This window comes from Polaromonas aquatica, assembly GCF_042659145.1.
GTDB classification, from domain to species: domain Bacteria; phylum Pseudomonadota; class Gammaproteobacteria; order Burkholderiales; family Burkholderiaceae_C; genus Polaromonas; species Polaromonas aquatica.
The window spans coordinates 197452-208788 of record NZ_JBHSRS010000081.1; the positions used below are offsets into that span (position 1 = coordinate 197452).

The 11337-nt window shown below is 57.0% G+C and carries 11 protein-coding genes; 7 read left to right on the forward strand and 4 right to left on the reverse strand.

Annotated elements, in window-relative coordinates; genetic code table 11:
* Positions 1-6 precede the first annotated feature (6 nt).
* Genes mobB through ACFQND_RS17735 form a run of 4 tightly spaced genes read right to left on the reverse strand, consistent with a single transcriptional unit; the run spans position 7 to position 4681 of the window.
* Positions 7-585: a molybdopterin-guanine dinucleotide biosynthesis protein B gene (gene mobB, locus ACFQND_RS17720; RefSeq protein WP_371436476.1), complete on the reverse strand. Its 579-nt coding sequence runs from the start codon at positions 583-585 to the stop codon at positions 7-9.
* A 57-nt stretch (positions 586-642) separates the two neighbouring features.
* Positions 643-2070, reverse strand: coding sequence for a threonine synthase (gene thrC / locus ACFQND_RS17725; RefSeq protein ID WP_371436465.1), 1428 nt, complete (start codon positions 2068-2070; stop codon positions 643-645).
* A complete protein-coding gene (locus tag ACFQND_RS17730; RefSeq protein ID WP_371436466.1) occupies positions 2070-3413 on the reverse strand; it encodes a homoserine dehydrogenase in 1344 nt (447 codons plus the stop codon). Before ACFQND_RS17730 ends, thrC begins: the two co-directional genes overlap by 1 nt.
* Positions 3414-3457: 44 nt before the next feature.
* Positions 3458-4681, reverse strand: a complete 1224-nt coding sequence (locus ACFQND_RS17735; protein WP_371436467.1) for a pyridoxal phosphate-dependent aminotransferase — start codon at positions 4679-4681, stop codon at positions 3458-3460.
* 180 nt (positions 4682-4861) lie between these two features.
* Between ACFQND_RS17735 and ACFQND_RS17740 the strand changes: the two genes are divergently transcribed.
* The 7 genes from ACFQND_RS17740 (at position 4862) to ACFQND_RS17770 (ending at position 11279) form a co-directional block, all read left to right on the forward strand.
* Positions 4862-5281 carry an Mth938-like domain-containing protein gene (locus tag ACFQND_RS17740; protein ID WP_371436468.1) on the forward strand — a complete coding sequence of 140 codons (420 nt, stop codon included), beginning with the start codon at positions 4862-4864 and terminating at the stop codon, positions 5279-5281.
* A gap of 98 nt (positions 5282-5379) precedes the next feature.
* Positions 5380-5856: a peroxiredoxin gene (locus tag ACFQND_RS17745; protein ID WP_377414245.1), complete on the forward strand. Its 477-nt coding sequence runs from the start codon at positions 5380-5382 to the stop codon at positions 5854-5856.
* 178 nt (positions 5857-6034) lie between these two features.
* A complete protein-coding gene (locus ACFQND_RS17750) occupies positions 6035-7717 on the forward strand; it encodes a PhoH family protein (protein ID WP_371437593.1) in 1683 nt (560 codons plus the stop codon).
* Positions 7718-8924: 1207 nt separating this feature from the next.
* Positions 8925-9596 carry a hypothetical protein gene (locus tag ACFQND_RS17755; RefSeq protein WP_371437594.1) on the forward strand — a complete coding sequence of 224 codons (672 nt, stop codon included), beginning with the start codon at positions 8925-8927 and terminating at the stop codon, positions 9594-9596.
* Positions 9597-9673: 77 nt separating this feature from the next.
* Positions 9674-10285 carry a hypothetical protein gene (locus ACFQND_RS17760; protein WP_371437595.1) on the forward strand — a complete coding sequence of 204 codons (612 nt, stop codon included), beginning with the start codon at positions 9674-9676 and terminating at the stop codon, positions 10283-10285.
* A 23-nt stretch (positions 10286-10308) separates the two neighbouring features.
* On the forward strand, positions 10309-10644 hold the full coding sequence (locus ACFQND_RS17765; RefSeq protein WP_371437596.1) for a hypothetical protein: 336 nt from the start codon (positions 10309-10311) through the stop codon (positions 10642-10644).
* A gap of 395 nt (positions 10645-11039) precedes the next feature.
* Positions 11040-11279 (forward strand): hypothetical protein, encoded by a 240-nt coding sequence (locus ACFQND_RS17770; RefSeq protein ID WP_371437597.1) that lies wholly within the window; start codon positions 11040-11042, stop codon positions 11277-11279.
* Positions 11280-11337: the final 58 nt, after the last annotated feature.

The following is an 11337-nucleotide window of genomic DNA, read 5'->3' on the forward strand; positions in this document are numbered from 1 at the left end:
CGGGGTTTAACAATCCTGATCGGGACGGTTTTCAAACGTATAAGAAAACCGTTCCTGATTGTTGACCAGGTAATCAGCCACGGCGTCTGCATCGTCCAGATCCAGCACCGGGCGCAAGGTTGTTTCAGGCAGTTTCTCGGGCGCGTCCGTGGCGATGGCGACTATGAAATCATCATCCATGTAACGCGCCGGTTTGCCTGGATAGTCGGCAGAAGGAGCGCGCCAGATTTCGATCTTGAGCAGGTCGCTGTGCTTGAAACCTTCGACCAGCACCCAGTCCACGCCTTCGTACAACTCGGCAATCAACTGGTGAACCGTCATCTCCGACGGTTTTTCAAACTCACGCATCAGCGCCAGCCGCTTGTCGGAAGCCACCACCACCTCAAAAGCACCGGCTTCGCGGTGCCGGAAGGTATCTTTCCCGGGGCGGTCTATATCGAACTTGTGGTGCGCATGCTTGACGACAGACACGCGCAAACCGCGCTTCTTCAAGGCCGGAATCAGCTTCTCAACCAGCGTCGTTTTGCCCGAGCCAGAGTACCCGGCAAACCCGACAACATTCATGCGCCTGCACTCCGAAGATATAGACCGCTATCAATTAAATAGCTGGTCGCGCTCACCATACAAGGGCCACAGCCCGATTTAATGCACATTTTCGGCGATATAGCGCTTGATCAGCGCCGCATCTGCCGGCATTACCTTGACGCGCTTGGGCAAAGCCTCTATGCCCTCGAACTTTGCCGGCCGCGTTGGCGACTGGCCCAGCGCCTCTTCAATTGTCTCGGCAAACTTGATGGGCAAGGCGGTCTCCAGCACGATCATGGGAACACCTGCCTGCAGATGCTCGCGCGCCACCTTCACGCCGTCGGCTGTGTGTGTGTCGATCATGGTGCCGAAGCGTTTGTAAGTGTCCCGGATGGTGGCCAGCCGGTTGGCGTGTGTGCTTTTACCGCTCACAAAACCGTATTTTGGGGCGGCCGACTGGAAAGCCGCGGATGCGCTCAGGTCAAAGCGGCCCTGCTTGCCCAGCTGGTCATGAAACAGCGCTTTGGTTTGCGCGCCATCACGGCCCAGCAGGTCAAACACAAAACGCTCGAAGTTGGAGGCCTTGGAAATATCCATGGAGGGGCTGGACGTTTCGTGTGTGTCGGCGCTGCTTCGAACACGGTAGACACCGGTACGGAAGAACTCGTCAAGCACGTCGTTTTCGTTCGTTGCCACCACCAGCCTGTCAATCGGCAAGCCCATGCTGCGAGCCACATGGCCGGCACAGACATTGCCGAAATTGCCGGATGGCACGGTGAAGCTGACTTTTTCGCTGTTCGACTTGGTGGCCTGAAAATAACCGGCGAAATAGTAGACCACCTGCGCCATCAGGCGGGCCCAATTGATTGAGTTGACCGTGCCTATCCGGTACTTGCGTTTGAACTCCAGGTCATTGGAGACAGCCTTGACGATGTCCTGGCAATCGTCAAACACGCCATCAACTGCGATGTTGTGGATGTTTTCATCCTGCAGGCTGAACATCTGCGCCTGCTGGAACGGGCTCATGCGGCCGTTCGGCGAAGTCATGAAGACACGCACGCCCTTTTTGCCGCGCATGGCATATTCGGCCGCGCTGCCGGTGTCGCCGCTGGTGGCGCCCAGGATGTTGAGTTCTTCACCGCGGCGCGCCAGTTCGTATTCAAACAGGTTGCCCAGCAACTGCATGGCCATGTCCTTGAAGGCCAGGGTCGGGCCGTTGGACAGGGCTTCCAGGTACAGGCCGGCTTCAAGCTGGCGCAAGGGCACGATCTCGGCCGTGCCAAACACGTCCTGCGTGTAGGTCTTGTGGCAGATTGCTTTCAGGTCGGCGGCAGGAATGTCGTCGATGTACAGCGACAGCACTTCAAACGCCAGATCGGCGTAAGCCAGGCCGCGCCATTTGGTGAGCATCGCGTCGCTGACCTGTGGGTAGTGCTCTGGCAGGTACAGGCCGCCGTCCGGCGCCAGGCCTTCAAGCAGGATTTCGCAGAAATGCTTGCGGTCGGCCGTATCACCAGACGCGGCGCGGGTGGAAACGTACAACATCAGTTCAGTTCTTCCTTGCGGATGCGCGTGATGGGCGCCAGCACGGTCGGCAGGGCCTGCATCTGTGCGATGGCTTCGTTCATCTTCGCTTCCACGCAATCGTGCGTCAGGATGATGAGGTCGGTCTGGGTCGAACCCTCGCCGCCCACCTCGTCGGCTTCGCGCTGCAGCACGGCATCGATGCTGATGCCGGCTTCGGCCAGGATGCCGGTGACTTTGGCAAGTACGCCAGCTTCGTCAGCCACATTCAGGCGCAGGTAATAACTGGTCACGACATCGCCCATGGCCAGCACCGGGGCGTCGCTCATGGAGTCGGGCTGGAAAGCCAGGTGCGGCACACGGTGCAGCGGGTCGCTGGTGTGCAGGCGGGCAATGTCCACCAGGTCGGCAATCACCGCGCTGGCCGTGGGTTCGCTGCCGGCGCCCTTGCCGTAATACAGCGTGGTGCCGACGGCATCGCCATGCACCATCACGGCATTCATGGCGCCTTCGACGTTGGCAATCAAACGCTTGGCGGGCACCAGGCTGGGGTGCACACGCAGCTCGATGCCCTTGGCCGTCTTTTTGGTGATGCCCAGCAGCTTGATGCGGTAGCCGAGCTGCTCGGCGTATTTGATGTCCTGCGCGCCCAATTTGGTGATGCCTTCGACGTAAGCCTTGTCGAACTGCACCGGGATACCGAAGGCAATTGCCGACATCAGGGTGACCTTGTGCGCGGCGTCCACGCCTTCGATGTCAAAGGTCGGATCGGCCTCGGCATAACCCAGGCGCTGGGCCTCCTTGAGCACCACGTCAAAGTCCAGGCCCTTGTCGCGCATCTCGCTCAGGATGAAATTGGTGGTGCCATTGATGATGCCGGCAACCCATTCGATGCGGTTGGCAGTCAAGCCTTCACGCAGCGACTTGATGATGGGAATGCCACCAGCCACTGCAGCCTCAAAAGCCACCATCACGCCCTTGCGGCTTGCGGCGGCAAAGATCTCGGTGCCATGCACGGCCAGCAGGGCCTTGTTGGCCGTGACCACATGCTTGCCGGCTTCAATCGCTTCCAGTACCAGTTGCTTTGCGATGCCATAGCCGCCTATCAGCTCGACCACGACGTCGATTTCCGGGTTGGCAATCACCGCACGGGCATCGGCAACCACCTGCACATCCTTACCGACAGCGGCCTGCGCACGTGCAGTGTCCAGGTCCGCCACCATGGCGATTTCAATGCCGCGACCGGCGCGGCGCAGGATCTCGCCCTGGTTGCGCTGCAATACGTTGAATACGCCGCTGCCTACGGTGCCTATGCCCAGAAGGCCTACCTGGATGGATTTTGGATTCGTCAATTTCGGTTTCATGTCATTCAATGGTCAAAAACACCTGCAGCAAGCGGCTGCAAATTTCAGCTGTGATTTTTTCGGTACTTCTCAAGGAATTTGGCGATTCGCCCAATGGCTTCGCGCAAGTCTTCTTCATGCGGTAAAAACACGATACGAAAGTGATCTGGCGCAGGCCAGTTAAAGCCCGTGCCCTGCACCAGCATGACCTTGGTTTCCTTCAGGAGTTCGAGAAAGAACTGCCGGTCATCCTCGATGGGATAGACCTTGGGGTCCAGCCTGGGGAACATGTAAAGCGCAGCGCTGGGCTTGACGCAGCTCACACCAGGGATGGCCGTGATCAACTCATACGCCAGGTCGCGCTGGCGCCGCAGGCGGCCGCCCTCGCCCACCAGGTCGTTGATGCTCTGGTAACCGCCCAGGGCAGTCTGTACAGCCCATTGGCCAGGCACGTTGGAGCACAGCTTCATGTTGGCCAGCATGTTCAGGCCTTCGATGTAATCCTTTGCATCCTTTTTCGGTCCCGACACCACCAGCCAGCCAGCGCGGTAACCGCAGGAGCGGTAGCTCTTGGACAGCGAATTGAAAGTCAGGGTGAGCACGTCCGTCGACAGGCTGGCGATGGCCGTGTGTTTGACACCGTCGTACAGCACCTTGTCGTAAACCTCGTCGGCCAGGATCACCAGGCCATGTTCGCGCGCAATCTCGACAATGCTTTTGAGCAGGGCGTCCGAATACAGCGCGCCGGTCGGGTTGTTCGGGTTGATGACCACGATGCCCTTGGTCTTTGGCGTGATCTTGGCGCGAATGTCGTCGAGGTTGGGCATCCAGCCGTTCTCCTCGTCGCAGATGTAGTGCACGGGCGTTCCGCCCGACAGGCTGGTGCTGGCCGTCCACAGCGGGTAATCAGGTGCAGGCAGAAGCAATTCGTCGCCGTCGTCGAGCAATGCGTTGGTGGCCATCGCAATCAGCTCGCTGGCGCCGTTGCCCAGATAAATGTCTTCCAGCGTGACGCCCTTGATGCCCTGCTTTTGCGTCTCGTGCATCACGGCCTTGCGCCCGGCAAAAATGCCCTTGCTATCCGAATAGCCGGCCGATGCAGGCAGGTTGCGGATCATGTCCTGCTGGACCTCTTCCGGCGCATCAAAACCGAACACCGCGAGGTTGCCGATGTTGAGCTTGATGAGCTTTTGCCCCTCATCCTCCATCTGCTTGGCGGCGTCCATGATCGGGCCGCGGATGTCGTAAAGCACATTGGCCAATTTGGCTGATTTGGTGATCGGTTTCATGAGGCTTTTTGAAAATGGGGGCAAAGACCATACCGGCAGGCACGCCAACTGCCGTCGGGGCGGCCTTTCAGCGTGAAATTCGGGCGGAATCTATAATTTGACCACATAAAACGCCTTTTTCGCTGGAGGCCCGCCCTTTCCAGCCGCGGTTTTGCAACGCCCAGACACCTCCCACCCCGCATGAAACTTCAGCCAGACCGTCTCGATGTCCAGTCCATCCTTGGCTATGGTCCCGGCTGGGTCGGCCTGGGGCATAACGGCGTGGCTGAAAAAATCACGCACAGCGTCGTGATTGGATCTCGCGGGGAAAAGTTTGACTGGAACTGCCCCCGTTTTGAGGACCTCACAGAGGGACATTTCGCCCTGCTGGCCGCCACACAACCCGAGCTGGTCATTTTCGGCAGCGGCACGCGCCTGAGGTTTCCTCCCCCTGCATTCATGCGCGCATTGATGCAAAAACGCATAGGCATTGAGACCATGGATACGCTGGCCGCGTGCCGGACATACAACATCCTGGCAGGAGAGGGCCGCCAGGTAATCGCAGCACTGCTGATCGAATCGGAAGAACAGAAGGCTGAAGGGCCTCCTGTTTCAGGGTAAAATCTAGGGTTGCACTTACTTGGTACCACATCCGGAATCACCCCCGGTTGCCAAAAGCCGCGGCTCATTACAACTACTTTCGTCAGGGTCTACTCAGTATGGCAGTCGTCGTCAATAAACTCCTCCCCGAATTTGAAGCGAACGCCACAGGCGGCGTTAAGGTTTCCAACCAATCCCACATGGGCAAGGTCGTTGTCCTGTACTTCTACCCCAAAGACAACACTCCTGGCTGCACCACCGAAGCCATGCAATTCCGTGACCGCTACAAGGATTTTGTCAAGGCCGGCGCGACCGTGTTTGGCGTTTCACGCGACAACATGAAGTCGCATGACGAGTTCAAGTCCAAGCTTGAACTCCCCTTCGAGCTGATTGCCGACACCGAAGAAAAAATGTGCCACATGTTCGGCGTGGTCAAGAACAAGATCATGTACGGCAAAAAAGTCAAAGGCATTGAACGCAGCACCTTCCTGATTGGTGCCGATGGCATCCTGAAAGAAGAGTGGCGCGGCCTGAAGGTGCCGGGCCATGTCGATGACGTCCTCAAGGCTGTCAAGGCACTCAAAAAAGCCGCCTGAAAACGTTTTGAGGCCATCACGCAACAATGCCCGGCCTGTGTCGATTGCCCCGTCACATGAGTTGTGCATAATGAAGCCATGCTGTTGAGTTTCACGACTGCGTTCAAAGAAAAAGCCGCCCTGGACTCAAGGCGGCTTTTTCACTTCTGGAACCTTCTTTTTGAGAGTTACACGCACTATGCCCCTGCCCCCCGCCCCGACCAAACGTGCCGCCCTGCTCTCCACCGACGCGCTGGACGCACCGGCCCGCTCCCCCTCTAAAGTTGCCCGCAAAACGGAAAACACCGAGTCCGCCCAGAAACCGCCCGTACTTGACCTGTTTGACAGCCGCACCGCCGGCGGTGGTGATCATCCGATTGCGTTCAGCAAGAAAGAGCCTGCCAGCCTTTCAAAAACGGGCACAGCCGGCTACAAAAAAGAGAGCGCTGCAGCGGCCCGGCCAGCCATCAGGCCGAAGAAGACCAAACACACGGGCCCGGCCAAGCTGTTTGTGCTGGATACCAATGTACTGATGCACGACCCGATGTGCCTGTTCCGGTTTGAGGAGCATGACATCTTTTTGCCCATGATCGTCCTCGAAGAACTCGACGGGCACAAAAAGGGCATGACCGAGGTGGCCCGTAACGCACGCCAGACCAGCCGCACGCTGGATGCGCTGGCCGGCGCCACCGGCGCAGACATTGGCAAGGGCCTGAAACTGGATACCACCGGCCACCGCGAGGCCGGCGGCAGCCTGTTTTTCCAGACCAGGCCGCTGGACTACACGCTGCCCATCAGCCTGCCGCAAGGCAAGGCGGACAACCAGATCCTGGGCGTGGTCGAGGCCCTGCGCAAGGAGTACGCACCGCGCGAAGTCGTGCTGGTGTCCAAGGACATCAACATGCGCGTCAAGGCCCGGGCGCTGGGCCTTGCCACCGACGACTACCAGAACGACAAGACGCTGGAAGACGGCGACCTGCTGTACTCCGGCGCACTGGCCCTGCCCGCCGACTTCTGGACGCGGCAAAGCAAAACCATTGAAAGCTGGCAACAAGGCAGCCATACCTTCTACCGCATCACAGGCCCGATTGTGGCCAGCCTGCTGATCAACCAGTTTGTGTTCTTCGAAGCCCCGGGCGAACCGCCCCTGTATGCCCGTGTCACGGAGATCCGGGCCAAGACTGCCGTTCTGAAAACGCTGAAGGACTACAACCACCTGAAGAATGCCGTATGGGGCGTCACGACCCGCAACCGCGAACAGAATTTTGCGATGAACCTGCTGATGGACCCGGAAGTGGATTTCGTCACGCTGGCTGGCACGGCAGGCACCGGCAAAACATTGATGGCGCTGGCCAGCGGCCTGACGCAGGTACTGGACGACCGCCGTTACACCGAAATCATCATGACCCGCGCAACGGTGTCCGTCGGTGAAGATATCGGCTTCCTGCCCGGCACCGAGGAAGAAAAAATGGGCCCATGGATGGGCGCGCTGGATGACAATCTGGAAGTGCTCGGTAAAACCGACAGCGGCTCCGGCGAATGGGGCCGCGCGGCGACCAATGAATTGATCCGCTCACGCATCAAGGTCAAGAGCATGAACTTCATGCGCGGACGCACCTTCCTCAACAAGTACGTCATCATCGATGAGGCGCAAAACCTGACGCCCAAGCAGATGAAGACACTCATTACGCGCGCCGGCCCGGGTACCAAGATCATTTGCATGGGCAACCTGGCGCAGATCGACACGCCCTACCTCACCGAGGGCTCATCGGGCCTGACTTACGCAGTGGACCGCTTCAAGGGATGGCCGCATGGCGGGCACATCACGCTGGCCCGCGGGGAGCGCTCAAGGCTGGCAGATTTCGCCAGTGAGGTACTCTGACACCTGCGGCTCCATGGCATCAAAAAAACCGGCTATTCAAGCCGGTTTTTTTATTCCCGCTCCAGCAGCAAACGCGCCATACAGGCAGGCTTGAAAGTAGGCGTCAAGCGCATGAATGCTGTTAATGGCGCCTGGAAAAATATCACGGGCATCGTGACCTGCCTGACGCTCTCTCATGCGCAATTAACGCAACCCATGCACTCAATTAGCGACCCACTTCAGCTAGAAATCCGGCTAAATCACACTGCCGGCGTTCAAAGGCGGGCTGATGCGTCTTTCCGGACCCAAAAACCCCTTGAAAAAAGTATGGTTTCACGGCTTACAAAACGACACACCAGCTTCCGGCGCTCTGACCGGGTGTTCAGTTGCCCTGGTTAGCCAAGAAAAACTTGCCTGCAGAATGCAATAAACCCCGCCAGAGATGCGGGCAAAAGCGGCACGCGCCGCGATCAAAAAACCTCTCTCAGACCATGCCTTTTCACGCGGCATCTAAAGGCCTCCAACACCTCCTGAAGTCCTTACCCAGAGTCCGCGAAATATCGAATTGATTTTGGGCTGCGTGAAATCCATGCAGCACCAAATTCCCACGTGCTTAAGGGAGTCACAGACTCCTTCATTTCCCAGTAAAGCCCTTACGCAATCTTTCTCAATCACGACAAGCACTTGGCGCTTTTTCAATGGATGTTGTATCCAGAGTCTGCGAGAAATATGTCGATGTTTTCACCGAAAAACAGCACTGCCGAAGCCTGTCCGACCAAAGGTAATGGCATCGGCGGAGAGCCATCCCGAATTTAGGGGATGGTGAGTTCGGCACGCCTAAGTAGTATTCACCCAAGAGCAGAAGACGGACAAAAAACCCGAAATCAGAACAGCTCATCAGGTCAGAAAGGCAAAGAAAAAGGAGATCAAAAGGCACCGTAAAAAAATCTGCAGCGAGCGCAACAGGAAGCCGCAGAAAGGTGCAAAAAAGGTCAGGTCGGGTTAACAAAAACACACATGTATAGATAAGCAGTGTGAAATTTTCGTAACAGCAGACCTATTGGTTTTCGCGCTTGGCAAAGATGCAGTTGACGGCCCCGATTCCAGCAAGGAGTTGAACGCCGCTTGAACAATATTTTTACCGGTGCAAAAAAATATTGGGTGAGGATCCCAGTAACCGTTCTCGGCGGTTCCGAGATGTATCGACATATATGTCAAAGGAAATATCATGAAGAAAAATATCATCGCACTGGCCGTCTTGCTGGCCACAGGCGTTGCAATGGCTACTGTTTCCAGTGCAGCCGTTACGACAGCTACCGGCGCATCGACATCGACTACATCCGGTGCAGCAAGCTCCGGGACCGGTAGCGCCATCAGCAGCCAAAGCGCTGTTGCGGGCGCAAGCGCAACGGGTGCTGCAAACAGCTTTGGGACGACAGTTGGCCCCGTCTCTCTTGGCGCTGCTGCCGTACACGGCAATGCAACGACCTTCGGCTCGGTGTCAAGCCTGTCGGCTACCAGCGGCAATGCCGCTGCCGCCGGCACGGCCAACGCCGCCGCAGGAGCAGGTTCATTCTCCAATGCGGCCTACAACTCAGGCCCCGCTGGCGGCGCAGCTTCAGGCGGAGCAATATCCGTGACCAACAATTCGGTCTCGACACATGCTGGCCCTGGCGGCGGCATTGCCGTCGTGAGCGACACGGCTGGCACCACGTCCGGCTACAGCGCATCAGCTGGGTCCATTCACGGCCCTGGCGGCGTTCTCGCAGGCTCCACGGGCACCAGTGGCTCAACAAGCGGCGTGACTGGACTGGTCCAGGGCTCGGTTGGCAATGCAGGCTTCACCAACAACGGTGGCGGCAGCTTTGGCCTGGCAGGCACGGCAGCGAACTCGCACTGAAAGAAGTCGCCAAATTTTTGGCTGCTTTTAAAGGATGGGGAGAGAGTCCTTCTCTCCCCATTTAAAAGGAGATCAAAATGAAAAAAATCAACTTCACACTGGTATTTTCAGCATCCATTTTTATGCTGATGAATGCCAATGGACAGGTTTTAAACTCCGGCGCCACATCGGCCCCGGTCGCGTCTTCAACCGCGGGAAATCAGACCTTTTCGCAGGGTGTCACATTTACCGGCCCGCCCTCGACTGAATCGTATATTGAATACGGCGGCACCCAGACAATAAAAAATGTCCCGTCAGTATCCGGACCGAACCTGACTACTTCCAACGATACCTGCATGGGCTCATCCTCAGGATCCGTCAATGGACCCGGCTTTGGGCTCTCCATGGGAAGTACCTGGTCGGACACCAATTGCAAGCTGCTGAAAAACAGCCGGGAACTGTGGAATATGGGCATGAAGGCAGCGGCCATGGCACTCATGTGCACCGATGCCGCAAACCGCGAGGCACTTGAAATCACGGGTTACGAATGCCCGCAGACAGCACGAGACAAAAAGAACACTCAAAAAGTATCTGCCGTCAGCCTACCGCCTTCCACGTCCACGTCCACGTCCGCCGCGGGCCAGGAGAATGTCACTGATCCCTACATTCGCAGTCGAATGGGTCTTGCCCCCTTGCAGGCGGCAAAGTAAACAGTCAGACGATGGAGGCTTGTATGAAAAAAACAGTCTTGCTTCTTGTGCTGTCTTTATGTTCTGGACTAGTGGCCGCACAGGTCGATATTGGTCGAATGCCGTTGGGTGCAGGAACTCCCGGAATTGATGGCCAGGAAAATGCGACCCCATGGGATACCGGGCTCTACCACGCCCCGCAGTACATGCCGGGCTATCCAACCGCGGCGACAATTTTCCCCAGAGCAATCACCGTCTTGTGTCTGCAAAAGACCGATGGCCTCCATTGCAATGGCTATAACTGGCTACCGGAAATGGGACGGGCGGAATATCTGATGATCCGCCCTGTGGTGGTCAAGGAAATGCCGATTCAGCAGTAGCTTGAATCCCGCCGGTTCAGCGCCATTCAAGGGCTCGCATGTAGTCGGATCCGAGAGAGTACTGGCCTGCATTTTTCGAGATCCAGGCGATTATTTCCGTTTTCAGATACCGCATGAATTGGACACCCGGATTCGACGATTTGATTGAGAAATATCAGCGTATTTGTTTTACTCAGGGCACAGAATTCACCAAAATACATAAATTGTCACAAAACGTTTCGAATTCTTGAGAGAAGTACCTTACAAGACCGGCCTGTCTCGGTCATGCTTACTGGACGCAATCGCTTTTTTCGCACTTGGCAAGGAAGTCAGTCAAACGAAACCATACGTTACACCTCGTTAATAAGAATTGCATCAAACCAAGTTCAGGATCGAGCTCTACAAAAGAGGGATATATGCAACCCGCGCCCCAAGTCCATGCAAGCCAAGGTACACCGCTAACAGCGCAGGATGCGTCGCCCCCACAGGCGTATACAGCCCGTCCCGGTACACCTTCGCTTTGGCCGGACTTCATGGTCGGGCAACCCGGGCAACCCGTGCGTGTATTGCTGGTCGACGATGACTCCCATATCCGGAAAATCATTGCCAACGAGCTGCTGAACGACTTGCGCACTGGACTTGACCCGTTTCAATAGACACCTGATAAGGTCGAAATTGAAAAGGAGAAAAAGTCATGAAGAGAGTCAGCTACAC

Excerpts from the sequence above, each read along its gene's own strand:
- ACFQND_RS17760 (WP_371437595.1), top strand. The coding sequence starts at position 9,674 with ATGAAAAAAATCAACTTCACACTGGTATTTTCAGCATCCATTTTTATG.
- ACFQND_RS17730 (WP_371436466.1), bottom strand. The coding sequence starts at position 3,413 with ATGAAACCGAAATTGACGAATCCAAAATCCATCCAGGTAGGCCTTCTG.
- ACFQND_RS17745 (WP_377414245.1), top strand. The coding sequence starts at position 5,380 with ATGGCAGTCGTCGTCAATAAACTCCTCCCCGAATTTGAAGCGAACGCC.
- ACFQND_RS17750 (WP_371437593.1), top strand. The coding sequence starts at position 6,035 with ATGCCCCTGCCCCCCGCCCCGACCAAACGTGCCGCCCTGCTCTCCACC.
- thrC (WP_371436465.1), bottom strand. The coding sequence starts at position 2,070 with ATGTTGTACGTTTCCACCCGCGCCGCGTCTGGTGATACGGCCGACCGC.
- ACFQND_RS17770 (WP_371437597.1), top strand. The coding sequence starts at position 11,040 with ATGCAACCCGCGCCCCAAGTCCATGCAAGCCAAGGTACACCGCTAACA.
- ACFQND_RS17735 (WP_371436467.1), bottom strand. The coding sequence starts at position 4,681 with ATGAAACCGATCACCAAATCAGCCAAATTGGCCAATGTGCTTTACGAC.
- ACFQND_RS17755 (WP_371437594.1), top strand. The coding sequence starts at position 8,925 with ATGAAGAAAAATATCATCGCACTGGCCGTCTTGCTGGCCACAGGCGTT.
- ACFQND_RS17765 (WP_371437596.1), top strand. The coding sequence starts at position 10,309 with ATGAAAAAAACAGTCTTGCTTCTTGTGCTGTCTTTATGTTCTGGACTA.
- ACFQND_RS17740 (WP_371436468.1), top strand. The coding sequence starts at position 4,862 with ATGAAACTTCAGCCAGACCGTCTCGATGTCCAGTCCATCCTTGGCTAT.